Below are 26,070 nucleotides of genomic sequence, written 5' to 3' on the forward strand. Positions count from 1 at the left end.
TCTCCTCCGGGGCAGTTGCGGCGGGGCGTTGGCGTTCAGGAGAGGGGTGCGCGGTCATGCCGATAGCGGCTGGGCGGCGCAGGGGTGGCCATGACACGAGAGGTCAAAAGGCCCGGCTCGCGGAAGTAACGACGCTTCCGCTCAGAAAGTGCGACAGAGCATGGCGGCGACGCGGCACAGGTCCACTGCCCGCCGCTTCGTGAAATCCGCCTGTCCTCTCGACCGGAGGACGCTCAAATTGCACTGCATGTCCACGATCGTAGGGACGGACGGCCGGGGATGTCACCGGCGTGTCGAATACTGAGACGCGATCGTCCGCGATGTGGGAAGGATGGATCGCCGGGGCCATGTTCGTACGGTTTCCGGGCACCCGTGCGCATGCTGCATCCGTCACCCATCTGCAGGACGGACGGGGCGTCTCGCTCTTCGGACCGTAGGCCTGCCCCCGGGAGCGTCCGGCCCGGGAGCCCTCTTACCCGACCAGCCTGACGTCCGAACCCTTCACCGAGATGTCGACGCCGCCCTTGGCCGCCTCGACCTTGTCGAGCTGGATGCCGCCGGGCAGGTCGTCGATCTTCTGCTCGAAGTCGGTGACCGAGCGGGCCGTGTCCTCGGCGAGGTCGACACCCAGGTTCGGCACGGAGTCGGCGTGCACCTTCACCGTGTCGCCCTCGACGCTCACCGAGCTGAGCACGGAGACCGGCTGGGGCAGCTTGGTGCCGAAGACGGTCGCCTCGACGGAAACCTTGATCTTGCCGTTGCCGCCGTCGGAGAGGCCGACGACCTGGGCGGTGACGCCCGCCGTGACGTCCGTGGTCTCGGAGCCGGCGGCCTTGAGCAGCTCCGCGTACGAGATGGTCGCGGTGCCGGTGGCGGTGTTGGCGGTGGCGGTGCTGTAGCTGCCGCTGAAGATGACGCCGTGCATCTCGGCGTTGAGGTCGTCGAGGCGGATGGTGCCGGCCGTGTCGTTCGCGCCGCTCGTCGACGCCTCGTAGTCCTTGATGCCGATCTTCACGTCGTCGAGCTTGCCGCCAAGGGCCTGGGTGAGGAAGGGGAAGCCCTCGATGGACACGTCGGGGGTGCTGGCCAGGCCCTCGGTGGTCTTGATCCGGCCCGCCGCCTCGTCCTCCGCGAATCCGACCGCCACCCGGTCCGCGATGACGAACAGACCGCCCAGGATGACGGCGACGACCAGGATTATTCGCAGTGCACGCATGCTCGCTGTTTCCCCAACCTCGGCCCGGTGCCGACGATCCGTGACGATCCCCGAAACGGCCGAGTGGCCGCCGAACGCCGAGCCTAACTCCGAAGGACCACCGGATTGGGGGCCCTTTCGAACGGTTGTCGATCAACTGTGACGAACGGGCGGCGGCCAGGTCTCACAGCCGACGCACAGAGATCGCGAGCAGCGGCCAGAGATCACGAACGGCGGCCAGGGCCCGGGACTCGGGACGCAGAGCCCAGGCTCGGGGCTCAGGCTCGGGGCTCAGGGCTCAGGCTCAGGGCTCAGGGCTCAGGCTCGGGACGCTGAGTCCTGGGCCCAGGGCTCAGCCGAACGCCACCCGATCCAGCCAGAAGTCGAGCAGTCCCGTGTCGCCCTCGACGTCCAGGACGCCGTCGGTCACGGAGCGGCGGCGGTAGACGGCCAGCAGGAGTTCGAGCAGCGGACCCCGGACCGTCACCGCGGCGGGCTCGGCCGACCGGCGCCAGGCGAGCACGTCGCCGGTCAGGTCCACCAGCCAGGACGCCTCGCCGTCGGCCGGCCGTCGTGCATCGGTGGCCTCGAAGCGCAGGGTGCGGCCGGGGCCGAGGAGCTCCCGCTGTCGCGGGTGGAAGTCGAGCATCTCGGGCAGCGAGCCCAGTTCCATCCACTCGTCGAGGCCGTCGGCCGCCACCTCCGGGGCGAGCGTGTAGACGCCCTTGAGCGCCAGGACCGCGTCGGCCCGGTGGAGGGCGGTCTCATGGGCCATGCGGCGCGCGAAGAAGGAGGGGGCCCGCGGGCCTCTGGGGAGCGGCGTCCACCCGTCCGCGTCGGGACCGGCGGCCCGGAGCGTCGCCGCGAACTGCTCGGCGCCCTCGGTGAGCCAGTCGGCGAGCATCACCGGGTCCTCCCCGACGTACGGGGAGAGATCACGGAAGTCGAGGTCGGGCGGCGGCTGCGCGGCCCGGGTGCGGACGATCTCCTCGGCCCAGCGCTGGCCGCCGCCGAGGTGACGCACCAACTGGTTGACGGTCCAGCCGGGGCAGCTCGGCACCTCGGCGGCGAGATCCGCGCCGGGGAGGACGGCCGCGAGGAGTCCGGTCTGCGTGACGATCTCGGCGCAGTACCGCTCGAAGCCCAGCCCCTCACCCACTGCTGTGAAGGGTTCCTCACCCGCTGACGTGAACGGTTCCTCACCCACTGCTCTGAAGGGGTCGTCGCCCGCTGACGTGAACGGTTCCTCGTGCATGGGTTGGGTGTCCTCTCGGGACTCGGGAGGGGCGCCGGGCTGTCAGGTGGTTCAGGCGAAGGCGCGCCCCAGCAGATAGACGGCCGGGGCCGCGGCGGCCAGCGGAAGGGCCACGCCCGCGGTGAAGTGGACGAAGCGGGACGGGTAGTCGTAGCTGGCGACCCGGTGGCCGACCAGCGCGCAGACGCCCGCGCCGAGGCCGATGAAGGCACCCTGCGTGCCGACGTCCGTCATCCCGCCGACCGCGATTCCGGCGCCGGTGGCGGCCAGCAGCGCCACCACCACGGAGGCCGCCGTGGGCAGCGGCAGCGCGCGGGCGACAACCGCCACGGCGACCGCGACGGCGCCCACGGACACGGCGTCCGGCTCGGCCGCGAGATACCCGGCCGCGATGATCGCCAGCGCCGCCGAGACGACGGTCGCCATCAGCCCCGACATCCGCGTGTCCGCGTCGGCGTGACTGCGCAGCTGGAGCACGAGGGTCAGCAGCACCCACACCCCGAGGGTGCCGAGGATCGCGGCGGGCGCGTTCTCCCGGCCCGCGGCGAGCAACGCCACGTCGGCGGTCAGCGCGCCCGCGAACGCCAGCGCGATGCCTTGCCGGGCGGGCCACATCCCGTTCAGCCGGAACCATCCGGCCGCGGTGACGGCTTGCAGCACTACGAGGGGCACGAAGAGGGCGTACTCCCCCATCGCCGCCGTACCGGAGAGCAGCAGCCCTAGCAGCGCGGTGAGCCCGGCGGGCTGGATCCCGGGTTCGATGATGGGCGAGCGGCCCTCGGCGCGGGCGCGCTGGGCGTCGGTGACGCGGGGGTTGCCGGTGATGGTCGGGGGGCCATAGCCGGGGCCGTCCTGGGCGGCGGGGGCGTACGCCTCGGCCTGCGGCTGGGGCTGCGGTTCACGGGCCCATCCGTGGGCGGCCTCGGCCGCGGCCTCCGGCGGGAGAGGCTGGGCTGCCGGTGTGGCGGCGCCGTACCCGTACGCCAGCGACTCCCCGTAACCCTGGCCCTGCGGGACGCCGTACGGTCCCTGGTCGCCCTGCGGGACGCCGTACGGTCTCTGGTCGCCCTGCGGCGTGCCGTACGCCTGCTGGTATCCCTGCGGCGGCAGGTACGCGGTGTCCGGCGCGGACACCACGGGGGCGTGGGTCTGGGTCTCCCAGGTCTGCCCCTCCCACTGCTGGGTGTGCTGCTGCCAGTCGGGCTGCGGGGGCTGCTGGTGGGGGTCGTAGCCCTCGTACGGGGGCTCGTACTGCGGATCGTAGGGCTGGTTGCTCATCGTCTCGGTCACCCTCCTGCGAACGGCGGGAGCACCTCGACCGTGCCGCCCTCGGCCAGCCGTACCGTCTCATGCCCGCGGGTGCCCACGGGGTCACCGTCGATGAGGAACGAGCATCGCCGCAGCACGCGGACGAGTTCGCCGGGGTGTCGCTCGCGGGCCGCGTCGAGTGCCTCGGCGAGCGTCTCGGCCTCGTACGGCTCCTCGGCGAGGCCGGCGGCGGACTTGGCCGCGGCCCAGTAACGCACCGTGCCCTTTGCCATCACGTTTCCTCGGTCGGTCGTCGGTCATCGGTCGCTGTGAACACGATCAGGCTAGCCCGCGTGGGCGGCGGCCCATTCCCCGATACGGGCCAGGAGCTCGTCATCGGCCGCGTGTTCCGCGTGACCCATGCCACGCTCCAGCCAGAGCTCGGCGTGCCCGTCGGCCGCCGCGGCCAGCATCCGGGGGTGATCGACGGGGAAGTAGCCGTCGTTGTCCCCGTGGACGATCAGCAGGGGTGTGGGCGCGATCAGGGGGACCGATTCGACCGGGGAGGCCGGGACCGGGTTCCAGCCGCGGCCGTGGATCCGGGTACGCAGATAGCAGCGGGTGACGGCGCGGCCGACCGGCCGGGTCACCAGCCAGTGCACGCGCCGCATGGGGGCCGTACCCCGGTAGTACCAGCGGGCCGGTGCGCTCACCGAAACCACCGCGTCCGTACGCGCTTCCGCACGCCTCCCGTCCCCCTGCCCCTGCCCGTCCCCCTGCTCCTGCCCCTGCTCCTGCCCCGCCGCCCCGTACAGCGCCGCGTGCCGCAGTACCACGGAGCCGCCCATCGAGAAGCCGACGGTCGCGACCCGCTTATGTCCGAGCTCGCGCGCCCAGGCGACCACGGCGGCCAGGTCGTGGACCTCGCGGTCGCCGACGGTGGAGCGGCCGCCGGATCTGCCGTGACCCCGGAAGGAGAAGGTGACGACCGCCGCGTTCCGGGACAGCGCGTGTGCCGCGCGGCGCACGTGCGGGCGGTCCAGATCGCCCGTGAAACCGTGCGCGACGACGATCGCCAGGTCACCGGATGGCCGCGTTCCAGGGTCGTACGCCGCATCAATCGTGATCTCGTCGACCGTGCGCAGAAACTTCCGCAAAGGGGTGCGCGGGGTCGTCTCAAGGGATGGACGAAGGAAAGATCCCGTGACTTGACCTGCCGGACCTGAGCTCATGTGGGCTATTCTGACGGGCAGAGGACTCGGGCAGAGTAGCCCCCGGGTCCTTTTGTGCATTCGTAACCGTTGTATACGAAGCGGGAAACCGCAGGTGTACGGAGGCCACGAGCGCATAGCGGCTCCCAGGGGCGCGGGAGACGCGTGTGACAAGCAGTGCCGCAAACGTCCTCGCAGGGACCGAGGAGGAACCGACGTTATGGGCAAGCGAACCGTGCATGACCTTGTGACGACGACCCAGGCAGGTGGGGCGCGATGAGTTCTCTTCTGCTCCTGACCAATGCCCTTCAGCCGTCGACGGAGGTGCTTCCCGCTCTCGGCCTTCTCCTGCACAACGTGCGAGTGGCCCCGGCGGAAGGCCCCGCCCTCGTCGACACCCCCGGTGCCGACGTCATCCTGATCGACGGACGCCGGGATCTTCCCCAAGTGCGCAGCCTTTGCCAGCTGTTGCGCTCGACGGGACCGGGCTGTCCACTGATCCTCGTCGTGACGGAGGGCGGTCTCGCGGCCGTCACCGCCGACTGGGGCATCGACGACGTCCTGCTCGACACCGCCGGTCCGGCGGAGGTCGAGGCCCGGCTGCGACTGGCCATGGGCCGACAGCAGATCGTCAACGACGACTCCCCGATGGAGATCCGCAACGGCGACCTCTCCGTGGACGAGGCGACGTACAGCGCGAAGCTCAAGGGCCGGGTCCTCGACCTGACCTTCAAGGAGTTCGAGCTCCTCAAGTACCTGGCGCAGCACCCGGGCCGTGTCTTCACACGCGCCCAGCTGCTCCAGGAGGTCTGGGGCTACGACTACTTCGGCGGTACGCGCACGGTCGACGTCCACGTACGACGGCTGCGCGCGAAGCTCGGCATCGAGCACGAGTCGCTGATCGGGACCGTCCGGAACGTAGGTTATCGATTCGTTACACCGGAGAAGGTGGAGCGCACCACGGACGAGGCGAAGGCCAAGGCGGCCCAGCCAAAGCCGGAGGATGCGGACGAGACGGCGCACCTCGACGCCGTCGACGCCGCGGAGACCACAGCTCCGGCACAGGAAGTAGCCGTACGGCCTGCCCAGGGGTAGGTCCATCCGCGTAGACTCCGCGCGTGGCCAAGGTAACTCGGGATGATGTGGCGCGGCTGGCGGGTACTTCCACCGCCGTGGTCAGCTATGTCATCAACAACGGACCGAGGCCGGTTGCCCCGGCCACGCGCGAGCGCGTTCTCGCCGCGATCAAGGAGCTGGGGTACCGGCCCGACCGGGTCGCCCAGGCCATGGCCTCGCGGAAAACCGAGCTCATAGGCCTGATCGTGCCGGACGCACGCCAGCCCTTCTTCGGGGAGATGGCGCACGCGGTCGAACAGGCCGCAGCCGAGCGCGGAAAAATGGTCCTTGTCGGCAACTCCGACTACATCGCGGAGCGCGAGGTCCACTACCTGCGCGCCTTCCTCGGCATGCGGGTCTCCGGGCTGATCCTCGTCAGCCACGCCCTCAATGACAACGCTGCCGCCGAGATCGATGCCTGGGACGCCCGTGTGGTGCTGCTGCACGAGCGGCCCGAGGCCATCGACGACGTCGCGGTCGTCACGGACGACATCGGCGGCGCCCAGCTCGCCACCCGCCATCTGCTGGAGCACGGCTACGACTACGTCGCCTGTCTCGGCGGTATCGCGGAGACCCCGACCGTCGGCGACCCGGTCTCCGACCACGTCGAGGGCTGGCGGCGCGCCATGCAGGACGCCGGGATCCCCACGGAGGGCCGGCTCTTCGAGGCGCCCTACAACCGCTACGACGCCTACCAGGTCGGCCTCCAGCTCCTCGCCGGACCTGACCGCCCGCCCGCCATCTTCTGCTCCACCGACGACCAGGCGATCGGCGTGCTGCGGGCCGCGCGCGAGCTGCGCATCGACGTGCCGGGCGAGCTGGCGGTGGTCGGCTTCGACGACGTCAAGGAAGCGGCGCTGACGGATCCGCCGATGACGACGATCGCGACCGACCGTACGGCGATGGCCCGCGCGGCGGTCGATCTCGTACTCGACGAGGGTCTGCGGGTCGCGGGGTCGCGGGGCGAGCGGGTCAAGTTGTTCCCGTCGCGGTTGGTGGTACGGCGGTCCTGCGGCTGCGAGTAGCTCGGCCGGGGCGGTCGATCTTTGACCGCGAGCAACTCCCGCCGCGGCGGTCGATCTTTGACCGCCGGCAGCTCCCACTGGGGTCGTTTTTGACTGCGGGTGCGCTGTGGCTGGGTGCGCAGGTCCCCGCGCACCTGAGGACGCGCCGGCCTGGATCCCTGATTTTCCGGGCCCCCTGCGCCTTTATATCGGGCATACGAGCTTCTGCCGGGCTTCTCAGCGGGCGCTCAGGGAGCTCTCATGATGGGGCGCCAATCTCTTTTACATGACCGAGAGCTTCCGCCGCAGCGGCGAGTACGAGCACCCCCAGCAGGGCGACGAGTCCGGGTATGTGCAGGGCAGCCAACAGCCCGCGTACCCCCAGCAGCAGCATGCTTCCTCCCCCGTGAACCCCGAGTGGCCGCCCCCGCCGGCGCACCAGCCGGCACAGCCCGTCACCGTGGAGCCGGGCACCACCGTATGGCCGGGCTCCGGTCAGGGTGGCAGCGGCGGGAACGGCGACGGCGGCCAGGGCGGGGGCGCCTTCGGCGGCTACCCCGAGCCGGCCGCGGCGAGCACCGCCGTCCTCACGGCCGAGCCCGCGCCGACCACCCACCACACTTCGAAGAAGCGCGCCAAGGGTCCGCTGGCCCTCCTCGCCGCCGTCGCGATAGTCGCCGCGGCCATCGGGGGCGGCACCGCGTACGGCATCCAGGAACTGACCGGCAACGACACCGTGTCGAGCAGCACCAGCACGAGCGTGGTGCCGACCGCCGACAAGGGCACCGTCGCCGGGGTCGCCAAGGCCGTCAGCCCGAGCATCGTCGAGATCACCGCCTCCTCGAATGCCGGTGAGGCCACCGGTTCCGGCGTGATCATCACGACCGGCGGCGAGATCATCACCAACAATCACGTCGTCTCGGGTGCCTCCACGATCAAGGTGCAGTTGAGCACCGGCAAGTCGTACACCGCGAGCGTCGTCGGCACCGACAGCGCGAAGGACCTGGCGCTGATCAAGCTGGACGACGCGCCCTCCGGTCTGACGATCGCGACACTCGGCGACTCCGACGGCGTCCAGGTCGGCGACGAGGTCGTCGCGATCGGCTCCCCCGAGGGCCTGACCGGCACCGTCACCAGCGGCATCGTCTCCGCTCTGAACCGTGACGTCACCGTCTCCACGGACGAGAGCCAGGGCCAGCAGCAGCAACAGCAGGGCGGCGGCAGCGGCCAGTGGCCGTTCGAGTTCGGCGGCCAGCAGTTCAACGGCGACACCGGTTCGTCCACGACGACCTACAAGGCGCTCCAGACGGACGCGTCCCTCAACCCGGGCAACTCCGGCGGCGCCCTCATCGACATGAACGGCAACATCATCGGCATCAACTCCGCGATGTACTCCGCCGCGGACGCCACCAGCTCGTCGAGCGCGGGCAGCGTCGGCCTCGGCTTCGCCATCCCGATCAACACCGTCAAGTCCGACCTGGCAACCCTCCGCGCCGGCGGCTCGGGCAGCTGAGACGCCCCTCCGGGGCCGTAAGTGAGCAAGGAGTTCGACATGACCACGCAGATCAAGCAGATCAAGCAGACCACGCAGGCTTCAGCCAAGCAGCTCTCGATCAAGCAGGTTTCGCACAGCGTCGCGGGCGACGACCCGGCCGGTCTCGGCCTGGCCCTCGCGGTCGCCCGCGAGCTGCACGCTCCGGTGAACCGGGCTCCTGAGGTCTCCACGGCTGCCGCCCCGCGGTCCCGCCGGACTCCCGCCCACCGCCGTACCGTCCTACGAGGCTGATCCCTCGTAAGCAGGGCTGATCCTTTTCGGCCCTACGACACAGCCCGGAAACGTGCGAGGCTGAAAGCGACCGGCCCCGTCCCACCGCACCTGAGGAACCCGAGCCCATGAGCCCCGCCGAAGGCGACCGTGAACCCCAGCGCATCCTGATCGTCGACGACGAGCCGGCTGTGCGCGAAGCACTCCAGCGCAGCCTCGCCTTCGAGGGCTACGACACCCAGGTCGCGGTCGACGGGGCGGACGCGCTGGAGAAGGCGACCGCCTACCAACCCGACCTGGTCGTCCTCGACATCCAGATGCCGAGGATGGACGGTCTGACGGCCGCCCGCCGGATGCGCGGAGCGGGCACCACCACCCCCATCCTCATGCTGACCGCGCGCGACACCGTCGGCGACCGCGTCACCGGGCTCGACGCCGGTGCCGACGACTACCTCGTCAAGCCGTTCGAGCTCGACGAACTCTTCGCCCGCGTCCGGGCGTTGCTGCGGCGCAGCTCGTACGCTGCCGCCGCGGTCGGGGTTCCCGACGACGACGCCCTCACCTTCGGCGACCTGCGTATGGACCTCGCGACCCGCGAGGTCACCCGCGCGGGGCGTGCCGTGGAACTGACCCGCACGGAGTTCACTCTCCTGGAGATGTTCCTCGCCCACCCGCGCCAGGTCCTCACCCGCGAGCAGATCCTCAAGTCCGTCTGGGGCTTCGACTTCGAGCCGTCCTCCAACTCCCTCGACGTGTACGTCATGTACCTCCGCCGCAAGACCGAGGCGGGCGGCGAGCCGCGCCTCGTGCACACGGTGCGGGGTGTGGGTTACGTCCTGCGTTCGGGCGGCGCGGAGTGAAATCGGTGGTACGCCGGTTCCGGTCCCTGCCGATCCGGTCCCGGCTGGCGATGCTGGTCGCTGCGGCGGTGGCGTTCGGGGTGGCGGCGGTTTCGGTCACCTGTTGGTTCATCGTGCAGGGGAAGCTGTATGACCAGGTGGACGAAGACCTGCGAGCGACAGCTCAGCCCCAGCTGATCAGCCAGGTCCAGGGTGCGCTTCAGAACTGCACCCAGACTCCGCCGCAGAACACCAACACATTCGACGTCAAGGAGACCTACTACCTGCAACTGGTCCAGGACGACGGAACGCCCTGCGTGTCGGCGACCTCCGAAGGCACGGTCAAGGTAACCGGCCGCGATACGGATGTCATCAAGAACGCGACCACCAGCGGCAACGGCATCATTCGCAACGGCACCGACACCGACGGTAATGCCGTACGCGTCCTGACTGTCCCCTTGACCATCATCGAGGGGCCCGGCGCCCGGCAGGCGCAGCTGTACCCCGGCGCCGCACTCCTCATCGCCGTCCCCCTCAAGAGCACCCAGGCCACCCTCAACGAACTGGCCCTCGTACTCCTCCTGGTCAGTGGTGTGGGGGTCCTCGGCGCCGGTGCCGCCGGCCTCGCGGTCGCCCGTGCGGGTTTGCGGCCCGTCGACAAACTCACCGAGACGGTGGAACACGTCGCCCGCACGGAAGACCTCTCGATCCGTATCCCGGTCGAGGAAGACAGCGCGGACGAGATCGCGCGTCTCTCCCGTTCCTTCAACTCGATGACCTCCTCGCTGGCCTCCTCCCGAGAGCTACAGCAACAGCTCATCGCGGACGCCGGTCACGAACTCCGCACCCCCCTGACGTCGTTGCGCACGAACATCGAACTCCTCGCCCGCAGTGAGGAGACGGGCCGGGCCATCCCCCCGGCGGACCGCAAGGCACTGCTCTCCTCGGTCACCGCCCAGATGACCGAACTGGCCGCGCTGATCGGCGACTTGCAGACGCTGTCGCGTTCGGACGCGGGGACGTCGGCGGACCGCGTGCAGGTGGTCGCGCTACAGGAGACGGTGGACGCGGCACTGCGCAGGGCGCGGCTGCGTGGACCTGAGCTGACGATCAGGGCGGACGTCCAGCCCTGGTACGTACGGGCGGAACCGTCGGGCCTGGAGCGGGCGATCGTGAACATCCTCGACAACGCGGTGAAGTTCAGCCCCGAGGGCGGCACGATCGACGTCACCCTCCTGGACGGCCAACTGACCGTCCGGGACCACGGCCCGGGTATCCCCTCCGAGGAACTCCCGCACGTCTTCGACCGTTTCTGGCGCTCCCCGAGCGCACGAGCGCTGCCGGGCTCGGGCCTGGGCCTGTCGATCGTCGCGCGTACGGTGCAGCAGTCGGGCGGCGAGGTCTCGCTGACGCCCGCGGCGGGCGGCGGCACGGTGGCGACGGTACGACTGCCGGGGGCGCCCACGCCGCCGCCCGAGCTGTCGTGACCGAGTGACTCATGGCCCCTGCTCGGTGATCATCTTGAGCAGGGCCCGGGCTGTGTTGTTCTCGGAGTCGATCCCGTGGACCTCCGCGCCTTCGAAAGTGACGGCCTCGGCGCTGCGGGCGAACATGGCTTGTTCGTAGGCGGTGAGCGCGGTCTCCATGTCGTCGGGACCGCGCGGTACAGGGGCCGGACGGTCACGGCGTGCCTCGGTGACCGGACACCGGTGGCCGCCCGACCGTTGTGCGGAAGGTGACCCCCAGCCTCCCCACACCCCCCTCCAAGCTCTCCCACAGGCCTCCGCTACACGTTGGGCGGATGGCACGGAAGATCCTGCTGGCCGATGACGACGCGGACGTACGAGAGGGGCTCGGCAGACTGCTCAGGTTCGAGGGGTACGAGACCGTCCTCGCCGGGGACGGCAGGGAGGCGCTCGAACTGGTCGCCGCGGAGGACGGCCTGCCCGACCTGGTGCTGATGGACGTCACCATGCCGGGTCTCGACGGGCTGGCCGCGACACGGCGGATCAGGGCATCCGGGTCCACGGTGCCGATCCTGATGATCACCGGGCGGAGCGCCGTCGGCGACCGCATCGTCGCCCTCGACAACGGCGCCGACGACTACCTCACCAAGCCCTTCGCGGCCGAGGAACTCCTCGCGCGTGTAAGGGCGTTGCTGCGCCGCAGCCCCCAGCGGAAGCCGGCCGCGCCGCGCCCCGGCGAGCGACTCGCCTTCGCGGACCTCGCCATGAACCTGCGGGCCCGCACGGTGACCCGCGGCGGCCACGCGCTCGACCTCACCAAGACGGAGTTCGGCCTGCTGGAGTACCTGCTCCGGCACCCGGGCAAGGTCCTCAGCCGCGCCAAGATCCTCAAGGCGGTCTGGGACTTCGACTTCGAGCCGACGTCCAACAGGCTGGACGTGTACGTGATGTATCTGCGCCGGAAGATGGAGAGCGGGGGCGGACCCCGGCTCCTCCACACCGTGCGGGGGCTGGGCTACACGCTGCGAGCCCCTGAGGTGTCGTCGCCCGGCGCGGCAGGCATCCGGGGTGCTGCGGAGAGGCCCGACACGCTCGGAACCCGCGGGGGGCGCGGAACCCGCGGCACGCTCGGGATCAGATAGCCGCCGAGCCCCAGCGCCGAGCGGCCCAGCACCAGGGTCGAATCACCCGGCACCGTCACCGACGCCCCCAGCGCCGGCGCCGAGGCACCCGAGGCCACCAATCCCGCCACCGGGGCACCCGACTCCACCGCCGACTGCACCGCCGACTGCCCGAGATCCGGCGTGGCCAGTCGCGCGTACGCCCCGCCCCGCTCCATCAGCTCCTGGTGGGTGCCCGCCTCCACCAGCCGCCCGCCGTCCACGACGAGAATGCGGTCCGCGTCGGGGGCGAGGCTCAGGTCGTGCGTGATCATGATGGTCGTACGGCCCGCCATCAGGCGTCGCAGTGGCTGCACCACCCGGCGCGCGGCGACCGAGTCGAGTCCGGTGGTGGGCTCGTCGAGGACGAGGACCGGGGCGCCGCGCAGCATGGCACGGGCGATGGCGACGCGCTGGAGCTGGCCGCCGGAGAGGGTGGCGGTGCCGGGTGCGATCTCCGTGTCGTACCCGTCGGGAAGCGCGCTGATGAACTCGTGCGCGAAGGCGTCGGCCGCGGCCCGCTCGATGTCGGCCGGGGAAGCTCCCGGCCGTCCGCACCCGATGTTCTCGCGGATCGTGCCGTTCAGGATGAGGGTCTCCTGGGGCAGCAGCGCGACGTTCTCGCGCAGGAACTCCAGGGGTACGGCGGTCAGTGGGACCCCGTCCAGGCAGATCACGCCCGCGGAGGGGTCGTAGAAGCGCGTGAGGAGTTTGGAGAGGGTCGACTTTCCGGCGCCGCTGGGGCCGGTGACGATGACGAGTTCGCCGGGTGCGGCGGTGAGGGTCACGTCGTGCAGGGAGTCGCGGGCGGCGCCCGGGTAGCGGAAGGAGATGTTGTGCAGGCTGACCCAGCCGCGTACGGGCCAGGCCCTGACCGGCTCGGCGGGGTCGGTGACGGCCGGCTCGGTGTCCAGGATCTCCGCCAGCCGGTCGGCGCCCGCCGTCGCGGCGGTGAGCGTCAGGCCGAGCTGGCCGAGGCTGCGGATCGGCGGATACAGATAGCCGAGGAACGCGGCGAAGGCGAGCAACTGGCCGAGCGTCATGCGCCGTTGGGCGATCTCCCAGACGCCCATGCCGATCACCGCGAGCACGCACAGCGTCTCGACGACCTCGACGAACTGCTCGTACATCTCACTGGCCCGCGCCCCGCGCACGGACGCCCGCATCCAGGCGCGTGCCTCGCGGTCGAGCCGCTTCTCCTCGGCGCCGCGGCGGTTGTACGCCTGGGTCAGCACGACATTGCCGAGGGACTCCTCGACGACGGAGGTGATCGCGCCGTCGGCGGCGCGCTCCTCCTGGGAGGACGTCTTGATGCGGCCGGCGAAGCGGCGGGCCGCGACGAGGAAGAGCGGGGCGAGGAGGAAGGTGACGAGGGCGAGGTCCCAGCGGAGCCAGAGCGCGGCGGCGGCGTAGAAGACGGCCGAGAAGGCGGCGGAGACGGTGCCGACGACGCCGGACACCACCATCTGCTCGATGGCCTCGACGTCGCCGGTGAGGCGTTCGACCAGGTCGCCCTGGCGGTGCTTCTGGAAGAAGTCGGGGGGCATGTCCTGGACGTGCCGGAAGACGTTCGCGCGCAGTCGCAGCACGAACCTCTCGGCGGTCCACACGGCGAGCGAGTTGCCGAGGTAGCCGACGACCGCGCCGAGAACGGCGACGCCGAGCCAGGTGGCGGCCGGTCCCCAGAACTTGGCGAGCCTGCCGAATTTCAGCGCGTGGTCAGTGAGATCCGCGAAGATCAGGATCGAGGCCGTCTCGGCCAGCGCGGCCACGATCACGCAGCAAATGATCAGCGCCAGCCATTTACGGTCGCCGCGCGTCAGCGGCCAGAACCGCGCGAATGCCTCCCGGACTTCCCGCATGTCGACTCAACTCCCCTTTCCTTTCCGGAACATGGCCGAGGCGGGGCCACCGGACTCATTCCGGTGACCCCGCCTCGTTGCGGCTGCTAGCGGTCCTGGTGACCCACCGGACGCTTCGGAGCCTTCTTCGCCGTCTTCTTCTTCGACTCGGGCTTGGGGGCAGTCTTGCTGGACTTCTTGACCGGGGTGATCTTGTGGAAGCTCATGGTGTTCTCCTCTTCCGCTGCGATGTCGTGTGGTGAATTCCTTCTGCCGGAAGCCTCGTTCGCTTTCGACAAGAAGAACACTACGGGACAGAAAACCCGCAAATCACCAATTCGCCTTAGACCTCCGTGAATTGCATCTGAAAACAATTCTTAGCTCGGTTTTGGAACCAACCAACAACTCACACAGAGTTTATTACAGGCCTCACCTGGAATTTATCGGGGCGCCCGTCAGGATAAAGCGGTGGGGCCGGTACGCACAGGCGTACCGGCCCCACCGCTTTATTCGCTGTTGCTACTTCACGATCGTGATCCGGTTCGCCGCCGGCACCGGATACGGCGCCGTGGCCGACGAGTTGGCCGTCAGATACGCCTCGAACGCGGTGAGGTCGTCACTGCCGACGAGGACGTTCGCGCCCTTGCCGAGCTCGGCGAAGCCGTCGCCGCCGCCCGCGAGGAAGGAGTTCATCGCGACGCGGTAGGTGGCGGCCGGGTCGATGGCCGCGCCGTTCAGCTTGACGGAGTCCACCACCACGCGCGCGGCGCCCGACTTCGTCAGGTCCAGCGTGTAGGTCAGGCCCGCCGAAATCTGAAGGATCTTCGGCGCGGCCTCGTTCAGACCGCTGACCTGCTGCTGGAGGGCCGTGATCACCTGGGCACCGGTGAGATCGACCAGGTTGACGGTGTTGGCGAACGGCTGGACCGTGTACGCCTCGCCGAAGGTCACCACCCCGTCGCCCTCACTGCCGCTCGCCGTGTAGGTGAGCCCGGCGCGGATGCCGCCCGGGTTCATCACCGCGATGTCGGCTCCCGGGTCGAGGGACTTGGCGTGCGCGAGCTGTGCGTCGGCGATCAGGTCGCCGAGCGGGGACTCGGTGCCGGTGCTGGGGATCTCGCCCGCGATGTAGCCGATGGGGCGGGAGGCGATCGGGGCGGAGAGCGCCTTCCACCGGTCGATCAGGGCGGTCATGTCGGTGGCCTTCGGCACGTCACGGGTGACCACGTGGTTCGCGGACTTCACCGCCGTACGGGCGATGTCGCCGGTCCAGCGGTCGTACGTCAGCGTGGTGTCCGTGTAGAGACGGCCGAAGGACGCGGCCGAGGTGACCATGCGGGGCTTGCCCGCGGGGTCGTTGATCGTGCAGGCGTACGCCTGGTGGGTGTGGCCGGTGACCAGCGCGTCGACGGCCGGGGTGACGTTCTTGGCGATGTCGACGATCGGCCCGGAGATGCCGTCACCGGCGCCGGGGCTGTCACAGTCGTAGTTGTACGACGTCGAGGCGGGCGCGCCGCCCTCGTGGATCAGCGCGACGATCGACTGCACGCCCTGCTTCTGGAGCTCCTTGGCGTACTTGTTGATCGTGGCGACCTCGTCGCCGAACTTCAGGCCCTTGACGCCCTCGGCGGAGACGATGTTCGGGGTGCCTTCGAGCGTGACACCGATGAAGCCGACCTTGACACCGTTCTGCTTCCACACCCAGTAGGGCTTGAGGAGCGGCTTGCCGGTCTTCTCCTTGGTGACATTCGCCGCCAGGTAGGGGAAGTTGGCGCCGTCGAACTCCTCGCCGTCGTCGTAACAGCCGTCCGTCGGGTGGCAGCCGCCGTTCTGGAGGCGGGCCAGTTCCTGGGCGCCCTCGTCGAACTCGTGGTTGCCGACGGAGGTGACGTCCAGGTCGAGGCCGTTCAGCGCGTCGATGGTCGGCTCGTCGTGAAAGAGTCCCGAGATCAGCGGGGAGGCGCCGACCATGTCACCGGCGGCGGCCGTGATCGAGTACTTGTTGCCCTCGCGGGCCTCGCGCAGGTGGGTGGCGAGGTACTCGACGCCGCCCGCGTCGATGGTCTTCGTGGTGCCGTCCTCCTGCACCTCGGTCACCCGGCCGGAAGAGCCCGACGGCGGCTCCAGGTTGCCGTGCAGGTCGTTGAAGGAGAGCAGTTGTACGTCCTGGTAGCGGCCGCTGCCGGGCTTGTGGGCGGCGGACTTCTCCAGGGCCGGGCCGGCGCTCGCGGGCAGTGCGGCGGCCAGGGCACCGACGGTGGCCAGGGCCGCGGCGCCCGCGAGTATGCGATACGTACGTCTGTGCCGGGGAGTCGGCGGCATGGGTTCCCCCCAGGGAAGTGTGGGAGCCGAGAGCGCCTGCGAGCCTCGAGGGCCACGAGCGCTGTGCGACGGCTGTGGTTTTGCACGCACTTTAGAATCAACGCGCGTAGCGCAACAGGGGTTTCGTGGTTACAGACAGGTTGCCTTTGCCTCTCGATCCTTGGGCTGTTACCCCTCGGTCCTTTGGTTTGCTGCCCCTCGGTCCTTTGGTTTGCTGCCGCTCGGTCCTTGGGCTGTTGCCGCTCGATCCATTTGCCGCTGCCTCTCGATCCATCCGGGCGGCTCGCCGTACCCTCATATCCATGACCAGCGACGACACCGCACAGTCCGGCCTCTCCCGCGCCATCGAGACCTACTCGGCGCTCTCCCCGGCCCAGGCCGAGGACGTGCTCAGGCTGCTCGCGGAGGCCGCCGGGACCGACGGTCAGCAGGCGGTGTCCGAGCAGGGGCGTCTACAGCTGAAGGGCGGGGCCCGTCCGGGCGTACGGCATCTGCTGTTGACCCTCGGGGACGAACTGGTCGGGTATGCGCAGCTGGAGGACACCGACCCGGTGGAGGCCCCGGCCGCCGAACTGGTCGTCCACCCGGCGCACCGCGGGCGCGGGCACGGCCGGGCGCTGGGCGCCGCCCTGCTCGCCGAGTCCGGGAAGCGGCTGCGGGTGTGGGCGCACGGCGGGCACTCCGCCGCCCGGCATCTCGCCCAGGTCCTCGGGCTCACCCTCTTCCGTGAACTGCGCCAGATGCGGCGCCCGTTGACCGGCCTGGAGCTGCCCGAGCCGAAGCTCCCGGACGGCGTACACGTCCGCGCCTTCGTGCCGGGCCGGGACGACGCAGGCTGGCTCGCGGTGAACGCGGAGGCCTTCGCCCACCACCCCGAGCAGGGCTCTCTCACCCAGCGCGACCTGGACGACCGGATGGCCGAGCCGTGGTTCGACCCGTCCGGCTTCTTCCTCGCCTTCCGCGACGGCGAGCTGATCGGCTTCCACTGGACGAAGGTGCACGCGGAAGAGCGGATCGGCGAGGTGTACGTCGTCGGTGTGCGCCCCGGCGCCCAGGGCGGCGGCCTGGGCAGGGCGCTCACGACGATCGGGCTCCGCCACCTCGCCGGGCAGGGTCTGCCCACCGCGATGCTGTACGTCGACGCCGACAACAAGGCGGCGGTCACGGTCTACGAGCGGCTCGGCTTCCACACGCATGAGACGGACCTGATGTACCGCAGCGAGTCCTGACCACCGACGGACCCCGGGCCGGGGCAAGGGCGGGGCCTTTTTCGCCCCCTCCGCCCCTTCCCGTCCCGTTTCTGGGGGCTGCCGCCCCCAGGCCCCCGCTTTCGGCCTGGACGGCCTCGTCCTCAAACGCCGGACGGGCTGAAGAATTCCAGCCCCTCCGGCGTTTGAGGAGCGGGGTCTGGGGCCGAGCCCCAGGAACAAGGGACGGAAAGGGGCGGAGGGGGCGAAAAACCCTCGTGCCGGCGAGCGCCGTGAATGTCAGCGCCGGCGCGCCAGTGCCGCACGGCGGACGGGCATCGCCGTCCGCCTCCGCAGCGGCTCCGCCCAGCACGCGGCCCCCACCACCACCGCCACGACCAGGATCACCGCCCACCGGTCATGGGCGCCGTCCCAGCGCGGATCGTCCACCGGCACGACGAGCGCCCACCGGTCCGGGACCAGCAGAGCGGCGGACAGCCCGGCGCCCAGCAGCACGCCCGACACCGCGATCCCGGGCTCGGCCGCTTCCGTGCACCGCACCACCACGGCCGCGCCGGCCAGGGCAAGTGCGGCGACGGCGGCGGCCTCCAGGGTCACCGCACCGAGCGGCGGCCGGGCATCCTCCGGTACGAGGAGCAGCGCGGCCGTCCACCAGAGCGCGGCGAACGGGACGGCGAACGCCACCCGGAGGCCGGTCCGCACCGGGCGCCGGGTCGGTACCGCCGCGGTGGTGTGCCGGGCGGGGTCATCGAGCAGGAAGGCCAGGCCCAGACCGAAGGCAAGCGCGGCGGCCCGCAGGACGTCGAGGCCCGGCCAGTTGTCGCGGGAGACCGACAGCAGCCACGGGGCCCCGGCGAGCAGCAGCCCCAGGACGGCACCGCCTGCGAGGGCCCGGCGGGGCAGGGAGCGCCACACGGGGTGGAGAAGGGCGCGGATCACGGCGTACGTACGCCTCGTGGGCGGTCCACCGGCGTCGGGCGCCTTGGACGGTTCGCGGGTGCCGGCCGCCCTGGACCGCGCGCCCTCGCCGTGAGCGGCTACTCGCACGACTCGTTCTCCGTCGCGTCGGCCGATCCCTTGGACGCGGCCGGCACGCCCAGCAGTTCGGCCACCTTGGCCGTGGACGTCTCCGGGGACGTGAGCTCCGTCCAGTGCGACTTCACCTTCGGGACGACGCTGTAGCGGGGCTTCTGGAGCAACTCCCTTACGATCCGGGTCTGTTCGGCGGACATGGAGATGCCGCTCGTGGGCGAGAGGACGACCGCGGAGCCCTCGATGCTGTCGTCGAGCCGGACGTTGCGGAACGCGGTCATCGGGTCGGACTCGCCGCCCAGCGCCAGCCACATGACGGTGACCGCGCGGGCGTCCCCGGGGCACCATTCGCCGGCGGCCGCCTCGCTGCCCGCGACCAGGACGGAGGCGACTCCGACGGCGAACTCGGGGACCCGGTTGCCGCCCCAGCGGGTGCCGACGGTCACCGTGCCCGGTGTGGTGGACGATTCGAGCGCGGAGTCGCTGGTCAGGCCGTAAGTGGCGTCGATCCGCTGCCGTACGGTCAGCCGCTCGCCCCCGGCGGCGCCGCCCGCCAGGGACTGGACGCGGTCGACGACCGGGGACCAGTCGAGGGGGGCGCGGGCATCCCACTCGGGGAAGGTGCAGTACGTCGACCGGCCGTACTCGTGGCACGTCTGGAGCTTCTCCGGGCTGACGGACGCCTTCGTGCGGGCCGCGATCAGGGCGGCCGAGTCACCTGGGGACTGCCCGACGACACCCGCGACCGTGGCGGCGAGAGCGACGCCGGTGGCCGCCTGCACGATCCGGCTGCGACCGCCGCTGACCAGGACCGCGGCGCAGGCCAACACCCCGACGAGCCCCACCAGATACAGCGCGTGCCAGGCGGCCGGGCGGCCGATGAGCTCGGAGGGGAACGGATCGGCGCCCGTCTCGGTGACGACCGGCGACAGCCACTGCTGCCAGCGCGGGCTCTCCGTGCCGGAGGACAGCAGGGCGGGAAGGATGGCCACGCCGACGACGAAGAGCGGGGCGGCGAACGAGGACCGGAACAGGCGCGCGAGCAGCACGCCGAGGACGCCGGACAGGAGCACCGCCAGTGGCCCCACGGCCAGTTCGGCGGGCGAGGGGTGACCGACGGCGCCCGGCTTGTGCCCGGCCCAGACGATCTGGAAGGCCACGACCCCCGCGGTGATCACCGCGTACGGCACGACGGACAGCGCGTGTGCCACCGTACGCCGCCACGGTTCCATCACCAGGACGTCGAAGTGCCGGTCGGTGCCGCGCCGGTGGGAGCGCAGGACGGTCCGGTTGACGACGATGAGCAGCGCGAGGCCGAGGAGCTGCGGGGCGGACTGGGTGGACCGGTCGACGTCCTGGAGGACCGGGAACTCGTCCATGCCCTCTCGGCCGTTGAACAACTCCCAGCCGGTGAAGCCGAGATAGAGCATCAGGAAGGCGAACACCGGTATGTGCAGGAAGAGTTGGTGTGCCTCGAAGCGGGCGAGGGCGATGACGGCCGCCGCCCTGTGCTGCACGGTCCGCGGGGCCGGCTCCACCCCCGTGGGCGCCGCCTCCTTGACCAGTCCGGTCGTGCTGCTCATGCGGCCACCTCCGCGGTCTCGTCGCGATCGCCCGTGTCGCCGTCCAAGGTCAGCAAGTAGCCGTCTTCCAGGGTCGGTTCGAGGAGTTCGGCGTCCTTGGGAGGGTCGCCGACGTTGCGGAAGGAGCCGGTGCCGGTACGCCAGCCGGCTCGCGCGGCCGGGTCGCGTACCGTGCTGCTCCACACCCGGCCCGCCGCACGCGCGGTCAGTTCGGCCGGGGTGCCCTCGAAGCGGACGCGTCCGCGGGCCATGACGATCACGCGGTGGCAGAGCATCGCGACGTCCTCGGTCTGGTGGGTGGACAGCAGAACCGTCCGCCCCTCTCCCGCCTGGGCGATCAACTCCCGGAAGCGCATGCGCTGTTCGGGGTCGAGTCCGACGGTCGGCTCGTCGAGGACGAGGAAACCGGGGTCGCCGACGAGCGCGGCGGCCAGTGCGACCCGCTGCCGCATCCCGCCGGACAGCTTCTTGATGCGCTTGCTCCGTACGTCGGACAGGTCGACGGCGTCGAGCACGCGGCGCACCTCCCGGTGCCGGGCGGTGCGGTCGGTCATCTCCTTCAGGATCGCCACGTAGTCGACGAACTCGAAGGACGAGAAGTCCGCGTGGAACCCGGGGGTCTGCGGCAGGTAACCCAGCTCGCGCCGCAGGTCCAGGCGCCCGGCCGCGGTACCCGGGTCGTGCCCGAGCACCGTGAAGGCACCCCGGTCGGCGGGCACGGCGGTGGCGAGCACCCTCAACAGGGTGGTCTTTCCGGCCCCGTTGGGCCCGAGGAGCCCGGTGACCCCCTCGCCCAGGCGCAGCGAGACGTCGTCGAGGGCGAAGGTTCCGCCGTAGCGGAGGGTCAGCCCGGAGGCGGAGACGGTGGGCGTCATACGTACGGCGCTCCTGTCGGAGAGGCGGTCGGAGAAGTGATGTGCGGAGGGGGCGGTCACGTCGCGCCCCCGCCGGTGAAGTCCGTGAAGGAGCCGGTCATACGGGGCCCCCTCCGGAGAAGGGCACCTGCGCGGGCGCCGAGTCGAACCGGTCCCGTACGAGATAGAGCAGCGCGACCGCGAGTGCGGCGACCGCCCCGGCGACCCCCTGCCCCGCCGCCGTGAACGGCGCGAGCGTGGCGTGCTCGGCGCTCGTCGCCTGGGCCACGAGCAGCAGCGCGACCCACGCGCCGCCGACCAGCGAGGGCGCGAGGACGGGACCGAGGCGGGGTGTCAGGGCGAGCCCCGTGCCGGTGAGGGCGAGCGCGGGCAGCAGCCAGGCCAGCGCGCGCAGCCCGTAGGTGGGCAGGGCGAGGGTGGCGAGCCCGTTCAGACCGAGGCCGACGGTGAGCACGGCGACCGTACGGATGAGGAGCAGCCGGAATCCGTGCGTCGGGGAGACGATGGCCATCTCGTACGTCGGGTCCAGCGTGGGCCCGTACGACAGGGCGACCCCGGCGAGCGGGAGCAGCGGGGCGAGGGCCAGGAACAGCTTGGGGGTGGCCCCGGCCTCCACCGAGTAGCTGGCCGCCACGGTCATCAGGAGCACGGCGGTGACCGCAAGGAGCCAGGAGCGGCGCAGTACGGGCGTGGCCGCAAGGAGCCGTGCCGTGTGGTCGGCGACGCCGAACCGCACGAGCAGGGACTCGACCAACCCCGGGCGCGGCGCGTCCAGTTCGGCGTCGAGCCGCTCCCAGCCCGCGTCCAGCGCAACCGGATCGCCGACGGCCGCCAGCGCCTCGCGGCACCGCGCGCACGAGGCGAGATGCGTGTCGGCGGACCAGAGCCGGGGAGGGGTCAACTCGCCCTGTGTGTAGGCCCGGAGGTCCTCCTCCGGCACATGCCAGGTGATGTCGCTACGGCTCATGCCAGTGCCTCCCGCAACTGCTTGCGCGCACGCAGTGCCCGCGTCTTGACCGTGCCCGGCGGGATGCCGAGCAGGACGGCCGCTTCCCGGGTGGTGAGCCCGTCGATCACCGTGGCCTGGAGCACCGCGCGCAGTTCGGGCGAGAGCCGGGTCAGGGCGCCCGCGAGGTCGCCGTGCTCGACACCGGCCAGGACACGTTCCTCGGCGGAGACCTCGTCCCGGTGCCGGAGGCGGGCCAGCGCCTGCCGCAGCCGCCCGCGCGCACCGTCACCGCGCAGGGTGTCGATGAGCCGCCGCGAGCCGATGCGCCACAGCCAGCCGGCCGCATCTGCGGGGGAACCCTCCTCGCGGTAGCGGGCGGTGCCGCGCCACACCGCGAGGAACGTCTCCTGTACGACGTCGTCGACGACCCCGGCGTCGGCGCACCGGCCGCGCAACCGCGCGGTCAGCCACGGCGCGTACCGCCGGTACAACTCCTCGAAGGCGCGCCGGTCACCGTCCGCCGCGATGGCCCGCAGCAGCTCCCCGTCGCTTCTCGTTTCCCTCACGCCCCCTCATCGGACGAGCCCCCTCGATCGGTTCACGCCCGCCGAAAGATCTCGCACTTGACTTCGTACACCCTCATGCACCACCCTTTCACTACTCAACTAGTGAAAGGGTGGTTGCCGTAGTGGTGGAGTACCGCATCGACCGGCGCAGCGGTGTCGCCACGTACGTCCAGATCGTCCAGCAGACCAAGCAGGCGCTGCGCCTTGGCCTGCTCGTGCCGGGGGACAAACTCCCCACGGCCCGCGAGGTCGTGGAAGCCACCGCGATCAACCCGAACACCGTCCTCAAGGCCTATCGCGAGCTGGAGCGCGAGGGCCTGGTAGAGGCCCGACGCGGCCTCGGCACCTTCGTCACGCGTTCGCTGGGCAGCGCCCCGGCCGACTCACCCCTGAGCGCCGAACTGGACGCGTGGGCAGTTCGCGCCCGCGAGGCCGGGCTCCAGCGCGACGACGTGGCAGCACTCTTCACCGCCGTACTCGATGAACAGTTCACCAAGGGAGACCAGGAATGACGGACACCGCCTTGGAGGCGGCCGGACTCGGCAAGCGGTTCGGGCGACGCGGCGGCTGGGCACTGCGCGAGTGCACGTTCCGGCTCCCCGCCGGACGCGTCTGCGCGGTCGTCGGACCGAACGGCGCGGGCAAGTCGACGCTGCTGGCCCACGCGGCCGGACTGCTCGCCCCCACCGAGGGCTCCCTGACCGTGCTCGGCACGCACCCGGCCGCCGCCCGCGAACGCATCGCGTACGTCGCGCAGGCCAAGCCGCTGTACCCGCAGCTCACCGTCGCCGACACGCTCCGCGTGGGACACGAGCTCAACCCGGCGCGCTGGGACGCCTCGGTCGCCGAGCGGATCGTGGCGAAGGGCGACCTCGACCCGAAGAGCAGGATCCGCGCGCTCTCCGGCGGCCAGCGCACCCGCGTGGCGCTCGCCCTCGCCCTCGGCAAGCGGCCCGAACTGCTGCTCCTGGACGAGCCGATGGCCGACCTGGACCCGCTCGCCCGGCACGAGCTGATGGGCACGCTGATGGCCGAGGCCGCCGAGCACGGCACCACGGTCGTGATGTCCTCGCACGTCGTCTCCGACCTGGAGGGCTCCTGCGACCACCTGCTCCTGATAGGCGGCGGCCGGGTCCGCCTCGCGGGCGACCTGGACGACCTGCTGGCCGCGCACACCCTGCTCACCGGTCCGGTCGGTGACCTCGCCCCGCACACCGTCGTCGAGTCCCGCACCACCGGACGCCAGCTCACCGCGCTCGTCCGACCGAACGGCCCCCTCGCCGACGGCTGGCAGAGCACCCGGCCGTCCCTGGAGGAGCTGGTCCTCGCGCATCTGCGCAGCCCCGAAGCGCCCACGCTCACCCTCGACGCCACCCCCACCGCCACCCAGGAGCCCGTCGCATGAGCGCCCTCACCCCCTTCGCCACGACCCGGGTGATGCTGCGGCTGCACCGCCCCGCCCTGTACGTGTGGGCCGGCGTGCTCGTCGTCGCCGGAGCCCTGCTGCTGTGGCTCTACGGCCCGCTCACGGACGCGGCGGCCTCGGCGTGGCTGGTGTGGAACGGCTGTGGCATGTCCGCCTGCACCTACGACCAGGACGCGATCCTCACCTACAAGTCGCTCGCGCTGTACATGAGCATCGCGGTGAACCTCGTCCCGTTCCTCGTCGCCGCCTGGGCCGGTGCCTCGCTGACCGGCCGGGAGATGGAGAGCGGCACCGCGCAGCTCGCCTGGACCCAGTCGATCTCCCCGGCCCGCTGGCTGACCGCCAAGCTCGCTCTCCCGGCCGCGCTCGTCACCGCCGGCACCAGCGTGCTGGTGCTGCTGCACAACCTGGTGTGGTCCAAGGGCGACGGAAAGATCGACACCGCCAAGCCCTGGACCGACGACCTCACCTTCCACGCCAACGGCCCGACCACGGTCGCCTTCGCCCTGTTCGGCCTGGTCGCGGGCGCCCTCGCCGGGCTGGCGCTGCGCCGTTCCCTGGCCGCGCTCGTCCTGGCCCTGGTGGGGGTGGGGGGCGTCCGCGCCGTCGTCTCCCTGGCGCTGCCCCACCTGTGGCCGTCGGTGACGACCGTCACCGACCTCACGGGCGAGGGCCCCAAGAGCCTGGGCCTCACCGTCGACGAGGGACTCCTCACCTCCACCGGCGCCCATATCGCCAACCCGTACTGCGGCAGCAGCCAGTTCAGCGCGTGCCGCGACCTGTACGAGCACCTCGGCGCCGTCAGTTACTACACCGACTCCCACCCCTTCTCCCACTACTGGCCCCTCCAGCTCGTGGCGACCGCCCTCGTCCTCGCCCTGACCGCACTCGCGGCCCTGGTCGCGTTCCGCCTGCTGAAGCGCCACACGGGCGCCGCCACCGTCACCGCCGTCACCATCAAGGAGCACGCATGACCGCGGCCACCACCGCCACGCGTCCCCTCTCCCGGCGCTCCTCCCCGCTCACCCCGCGCGGCACGGTCTGGACCGCGCTGCGGCTGCACGGCGCCGCGCTGTGGATCTGGGTGGCACTGGTCACGGTGACCGCGGGCGGCCTGTTGTGGGCGTACGGCCCCGGTGCGGACGCCGCGCGCAAAGAGCCGTATCTGCTGGCGCCCTCGTGCGGCACGGACACGCTCTGCGGGGACACGACCGGCAACGCGACGCTCTTCTACGAAGCGGTCGTCCAGCTCGCCGCCTACTCCATCGCCTACCTGCCCTACCTCGTTGCCGCCTGGGCGGGCGCCACCCTCGTCGCCCGCGAGCTGGAGAGCGGCACGGCCGCCCTCGCCTGGACGCAGTCCGTCTCACCCGCGCGCTGGCTGACGGCGCAGCTCGCGGTCCCGGCCGCGCTGATCACCGCCGGCACGACCGTGCTGGTGCTGCTGCACCGCCTGATGTGGACCGACGGCCGGGACATCCACTACCAGGACTGGTACGAGGCGGACGCCTACCGCTCCAACGGCACGGTCGCCGTCGCCGCCGCCCTGTGCGCCCTCGCCGTGGGCGCCCTGGCAGGCATGCTGGTCCGCCGTACGCTGCCCGCGCTGGGCCTGGCAGTCGTCGTCACCGTGGCCGTACAGACCCTCGGCGACCTCTACCGGGTGAGCCTGTGGCCCGCGGTGACCGCCACCGGAACGGCCGCCTCCAACCTGTCGAACAGCCCACAGCAGCTGGAGCACGGCGTGGTCCTCACCTCCGGCGAGCGGATCGGCAACAACCTGGCCTGCGTCGAATACCCGATGGGCCCCGACCTCAAGAAGTGCATGAGCGAGCACGGCATCTCCGACATCTGGGTCACCTACCACCCCTCCTCCCACTTCTGGCCCCTCCAGCTCACGGAAACCGCACTCCTCCTCACCCTCACCGTTCTCGCCGTCTTCCTGACCTTCCGGGTCCTGAAGCGACGTACCGCCTGACAAGCGGCGTACGGGCCGACAAGCCCCGAAT

Annotated in this window: 24 protein-coding genes and 1 pseudogene; 12 read left to right on the forward strand and 13 right to left on the reverse strand. The window is 71.1% G+C overall.

Features of this window, described 5'->3' with window-relative positions; all coding sequences use genetic code 11:
* Positions 1–472: 472 nt before the first annotated feature.
* From ACIPC1_RS36185 to ACIPC1_RS36205, 5 genes are all read right to left on the reverse strand, one after another.
* Positions 473–1,216, reverse strand: a complete 744-nt coding sequence (locus ACIPC1_RS36185; RefSeq protein ID WP_402525038.1) for a DUF2993 domain-containing protein — start codon at positions 1,214–1,216, stop codon at positions 473–475.
* Positions 1,217–1,547: 331 nt separating this feature from the next.
* Positions 1,548–2,450 (reverse strand): maleylpyruvate isomerase family mycothiol-dependent enzyme, encoded by a 903-nt coding sequence (locus ACIPC1_RS36190; RefSeq protein WP_402525040.1) that lies wholly within the window; start codon positions 2,448–2,450, stop codon positions 1,548–1,550.
* A gap of 51 nt (positions 2,451–2,501) precedes the next feature.
* Complete coding sequence (locus ACIPC1_RS36195) at positions 2,502–3,728, reverse strand: hypothetical protein (RefSeq protein WP_402525042.1); 1,227 nt, start codon at positions 3,726–3,728, stop codon at positions 2,502–2,504.
* An 8-nt stretch (positions 3,729–3,736) separates the two neighbouring features.
* Positions 3,737–3,991, reverse strand: a complete 255-nt coding sequence (locus ACIPC1_RS36200; RefSeq protein WP_384380872.1) for a MoaD/ThiS family protein — start codon at positions 3,989–3,991, stop codon at positions 3,737–3,739.
* Between the two features lie 51 nt (positions 3,992–4,042).
* Positions 4,043–4,930: an alpha/beta hydrolase family protein gene (locus ACIPC1_RS36205; RefSeq protein WP_402525044.1), complete on the reverse strand. Its 888-nt coding sequence runs from the start codon at positions 4,928–4,930 to the stop codon at positions 4,043–4,045.
* Positions 4,931–5,185: 255 nt separating this feature from the next.
* On the opposite strand from ACIPC1_RS36205, the gene ACIPC1_RS36210 reads away from it, so the two are divergent.
* From ACIPC1_RS36210 to ACIPC1_RS36235, 6 genes are all read left to right on the forward strand, one after another.
* On the forward strand, positions 5,186–6,004 hold the full coding sequence (locus ACIPC1_RS36210; protein WP_402525046.1) for a response regulator transcription factor: 819 nt from the start codon (positions 5,186–5,188) through the stop codon (positions 6,002–6,004).
* Positions 6,005–6,027: 23 nt separating this feature from the next.
* The gene (locus ACIPC1_RS36215; protein ID WP_402525048.1) at positions 6,028–7,050 is read left to right on the forward strand and encodes a LacI family DNA-binding transcriptional regulator; all 1,023 of its coding nucleotides are present in this window, start codon (positions 6,028–6,030) and stop codon (positions 7,048–7,050) included.
* A 265-nt stretch (positions 7,051–7,315) separates the two neighbouring features.
* On the forward strand, positions 7,316–8,542 hold the full coding sequence (locus tag ACIPC1_RS36220; protein ID WP_402525051.1) for a S1C family serine protease: 1,227 nt from the start codon (positions 7,316–7,318) through the stop codon (positions 8,540–8,542).
* 39 nt (positions 8,543–8,581) lie between these two features.
* Positions 8,582–8,815: a hypothetical protein gene (locus tag ACIPC1_RS36225; RefSeq protein ID WP_402525053.1), complete on the forward strand. Its 234-nt coding sequence runs from the start codon at positions 8,582–8,584 to the stop codon at positions 8,813–8,815.
* Between the two features lie 107 nt (positions 8,816–8,922).
* A complete protein-coding gene (locus tag ACIPC1_RS36230) occupies positions 8,923–9,654 on the forward strand; it encodes a response regulator transcription factor (RefSeq protein ID WP_384380890.1) in 732 nt (243 codons plus the stop codon).
* On the forward strand, positions 9,651–11,120 hold the full coding sequence (locus ACIPC1_RS36235; protein WP_402525055.1) for a sensor histidine kinase: 1,470 nt from the start codon (positions 9,651–9,653) through the stop codon (positions 11,118–11,120). The genes ACIPC1_RS36230 and ACIPC1_RS36235 overlap by 4 nt, the downstream gene beginning before the upstream one ends.
* A 9-nt stretch (positions 11,121–11,129) precedes the next feature.
* On the opposite strand, the gene ACIPC1_RS36240 is transcribed toward ACIPC1_RS36235, so the two are convergent.
* Positions 11,130–11,279, reverse strand: coding sequence for a hypothetical protein (locus tag ACIPC1_RS36240; RefSeq protein ID WP_402525058.1), 150 nt, complete (start codon positions 11,277–11,279; stop codon positions 11,130–11,132).
* 155 nt (positions 11,280–11,434) lie between these two features.
* On the opposite strand from ACIPC1_RS36240, the pseudogene ACIPC1_RS36245 reads away from it, so the two are divergent.
* Positions 11,435–12,133 (forward strand): annotated as a pseudogene (locus ACIPC1_RS36245) (response regulator transcription factor); the annotation flags it as partial.
* Here the strand turns inward: ACIPC1_RS36245 and ACIPC1_RS36250 are convergent.
* The gene (locus ACIPC1_RS36250) at positions 12,115–14,121 is read right to left on the reverse strand and encodes an ABC transporter ATP-binding protein (RefSeq protein ID WP_402525061.1); all 2,007 of its coding nucleotides are present in this window, start codon (positions 14,119–14,121) and stop codon (positions 12,115–12,117) included. The pseudogene ACIPC1_RS36245 and the gene ACIPC1_RS36250 sit on opposite strands and share 19 nt — an antisense overlap.
* Before the next feature lie 498 nt (positions 14,122–14,619).
* Positions 14,620–16,422 carry a bifunctional metallophosphatase/5'-nucleotidase gene (locus ACIPC1_RS36255; protein ID WP_402525063.1) on the reverse strand — a complete coding sequence of 601 codons (1,803 nt, stop codon included), beginning with the start codon at positions 16,420–16,422 and terminating at the stop codon, positions 14,620–14,622.
* Positions 16,423–16,724: 302 nt separating this feature from the next.
* On the opposite strand from ACIPC1_RS36255, the gene mshD reads away from it, so the two are divergent.
* Complete coding sequence (mshD, locus tag ACIPC1_RS36260; RefSeq protein ID WP_402525066.1) at positions 16,725–17,651, forward strand: mycothiol synthase; 927 nt, start codon at positions 16,725–16,727, stop codon at positions 17,649–17,651.
* Positions 17,652–17,909: 258 nt separating this feature from the next.
* Here the strand turns inward: mshD and ACIPC1_RS36265 are convergent, their stop codons facing one another.
* The 5 genes from ACIPC1_RS36265 to ACIPC1_RS36285 form a co-directional block, all read right to left on the reverse strand.
* Positions 17,910–18,677, reverse strand: a complete 768-nt coding sequence (locus ACIPC1_RS36265; RefSeq protein ID WP_402525069.1) for an ABC transporter — start codon at positions 18,675–18,677, stop codon at positions 17,910–17,912.
* Complete coding sequence (locus ACIPC1_RS36270) at positions 18,668–20,245, reverse strand: ABC transporter permease (RefSeq protein WP_402525072.1); 1,578 nt, start codon at positions 20,243–20,245, stop codon at positions 18,668–18,670. The genes ACIPC1_RS36265 and ACIPC1_RS36270 overlap by 10 nt, the downstream gene beginning before the upstream one ends.
* Positions 20,242–21,120: an ABC transporter ATP-binding protein gene (locus ACIPC1_RS36275; protein ID WP_402525184.1), complete on the reverse strand. Its 879-nt coding sequence runs from the start codon at positions 21,118–21,120 to the stop codon at positions 20,242–20,244. The genes ACIPC1_RS36270 and ACIPC1_RS36275 overlap by 4 nt, the downstream gene beginning before the upstream one ends.
* 97 nt (positions 21,121–21,217) lie before the next feature.
* The gene (locus ACIPC1_RS36280) at positions 21,218–22,087 is read right to left on the reverse strand and encodes a zf-HC2 domain-containing protein (protein ID WP_402525074.1); all 870 of its coding nucleotides are present in this window, start codon (positions 22,085–22,087) and stop codon (positions 21,218–21,220) included.
* Complete coding sequence (locus tag ACIPC1_RS36285) at positions 22,084–22,635, reverse strand: RNA polymerase sigma factor (RefSeq protein WP_402525077.1); 552 nt, start codon at positions 22,633–22,635, stop codon at positions 22,084–22,086. Before ACIPC1_RS36285 ends, ACIPC1_RS36280 begins: the two co-directional genes overlap by 4 nt.
* A 122-nt stretch (positions 22,636–22,757) precedes the next feature.
* On the opposite strand from ACIPC1_RS36285, the gene ACIPC1_RS36290 reads away from it, so the two are divergent.
* From ACIPC1_RS36290 to ACIPC1_RS36305, 4 genes are read left to right on the forward strand one after another with little or no spacing between them, the layout of a single operon-like run.
* Positions 22,758–23,147 (forward strand): GntR family transcriptional regulator, encoded by a 390-nt coding sequence (locus ACIPC1_RS36290; RefSeq protein WP_402525187.1) that lies wholly within the window; start codon positions 22,758–22,760, stop codon positions 23,145–23,147.
* Entirely contained in the window at positions 23,144–24,040 is an 897-nt protein-coding gene (locus ACIPC1_RS36295) for an ABC transporter ATP-binding protein (protein WP_402525080.1), read from the forward strand. Before ACIPC1_RS36290 ends, ACIPC1_RS36295 begins: the two co-directional genes overlap by 4 nt.
* The gene (locus ACIPC1_RS36300) at positions 24,037–25,035 is read left to right on the forward strand and encodes an ABC transporter permease (protein ID WP_402525082.1); all 999 of its coding nucleotides are present in this window, start codon (positions 24,037–24,039) and stop codon (positions 25,033–25,035) included. The genes ACIPC1_RS36295 and ACIPC1_RS36300 overlap by 4 nt, the downstream gene beginning before the upstream one ends.
* Positions 25,032–26,039: a hypothetical protein gene (locus ACIPC1_RS36305; protein WP_402525084.1), complete on the forward strand. Its 1,008-nt coding sequence runs from the start codon at positions 25,032–25,034 to the stop codon at positions 26,037–26,039. Before ACIPC1_RS36300 ends, ACIPC1_RS36305 begins: the two co-directional genes overlap by 4 nt.
* Positions 26,040–26,070 lie beyond the last annotated feature (31 nt).

Origin of the sequence: Streptomyces sp. NPDC087263 (genome assembly GCF_044744645.1) — a bacterium.
GTDB lineage: Bacteria > Actinomycetota > Actinomycetes > Streptomycetales > Streptomycetaceae > Streptomyces.

Excerpts from the sequence above, each read along its gene's own strand:
- ACIPC1_RS36195 (WP_402525042.1), bottom strand. The coding sequence starts at position 3,728 with ATGAGCAACCAGCCCTACGATCCGCAGTACGAGCCCCCGTACGAGGGC.
- ACIPC1_RS36295 (WP_402525080.1), top strand. The coding sequence starts at position 23,144 with ATGACGGACACCGCCTTGGAGGCGGCCGGACTCGGCAAGCGGTTCGGG.
- ACIPC1_RS36275 (WP_402525184.1), bottom strand. The coding sequence starts at position 21,120 with ATGACGCCCACCGTCTCCGCCTCCGGGCTGACCCTCCGCTACGGCGGA.
- ACIPC1_RS36210 (WP_402525046.1), top strand. The coding sequence starts at position 5,186 with ATGAGTTCTCTTCTGCTCCTGACCAATGCCCTTCAGCCGTCGACGGAG.
- ACIPC1_RS36255 (WP_402525063.1), bottom strand. The coding sequence starts at position 16,422 with ATGCCGCCGACTCCCCGGCACAGACGTACGTATCGCATACTCGCGGGC.
- ACIPC1_RS36220 (WP_402525051.1), top strand. The coding sequence starts at position 7,316 with ATGACCGAGAGCTTCCGCCGCAGCGGCGAGTACGAGCACCCCCAGCAG.
- ACIPC1_RS36225 (WP_402525053.1), top strand. The coding sequence starts at position 8,582 with ATGACCACGCAGATCAAGCAGATCAAGCAGACCACGCAGGCTTCAGCC.
- ACIPC1_RS36200 (WP_384380872.1), bottom strand. The coding sequence starts at position 3,991 with ATGGCAAAGGGCACGGTGCGTTACTGGGCCGCGGCCAAGTCCGCCGCC.
- ACIPC1_RS36280 (WP_402525074.1), bottom strand. The coding sequence starts at position 22,087 with ATGAGCCGTAGCGACATCACCTGGCATGTGCCGGAGGAGGACCTCCGG.
- ACIPC1_RS36300 (WP_402525082.1), top strand. The coding sequence starts at position 24,037 with ATGAGCGCCCTCACCCCCTTCGCCACGACCCGGGTGATGCTGCGGCTG.
- ACIPC1_RS36305 (WP_402525084.1), top strand. The coding sequence starts at position 25,032 with ATGACCGCGGCCACCACCGCCACGCGTCCCCTCTCCCGGCGCTCCTCC.
- ACIPC1_RS36250 (WP_402525061.1), bottom strand. The coding sequence starts at position 14,121 with ATGCGGGAAGTCCGGGAGGCATTCGCGCGGTTCTGGCCGCTGACGCGC.
- ACIPC1_RS36185 (WP_402525038.1), bottom strand. The coding sequence starts at position 1,216 with ATGCGTGCACTGCGAATAATCCTGGTCGTCGCCGTCATCCTGGGCGGT.
- ACIPC1_RS36240 (WP_402525058.1), bottom strand. The coding sequence starts at position 11,279 with ATGGAGACCGCGCTCACCGCCTACGAACAAGCCATGTTCGCCCGCAGC.
- ACIPC1_RS36270 (WP_402525072.1), bottom strand. The coding sequence starts at position 20,245 with ATGAGCAGCACGACCGGACTGGTCAAGGAGGCGGCGCCCACGGGGGTG.
- ACIPC1_RS36190 (WP_402525040.1), bottom strand. The coding sequence starts at position 2,450 with ATGCACGAGGAACCGTTCACGTCAGCGGGCGACGACCCCTTCAGAGCA.
- mshD (WP_402525066.1), top strand. The coding sequence starts at position 16,725 with ATGACCAGCGACGACACCGCACAGTCCGGCCTCTCCCGCGCCATCGAG.
- ACIPC1_RS36230 (WP_384380890.1), top strand. The coding sequence starts at position 8,923 with ATGAGCCCCGCCGAAGGCGACCGTGAACCCCAGCGCATCCTGATCGTC.
- ACIPC1_RS36205 (WP_402525044.1), bottom strand. The coding sequence starts at position 4,930 with ATGAGCTCAGGTCCGGCAGGTCAAGTCACGGGATCTTTCCTTCGTCCA.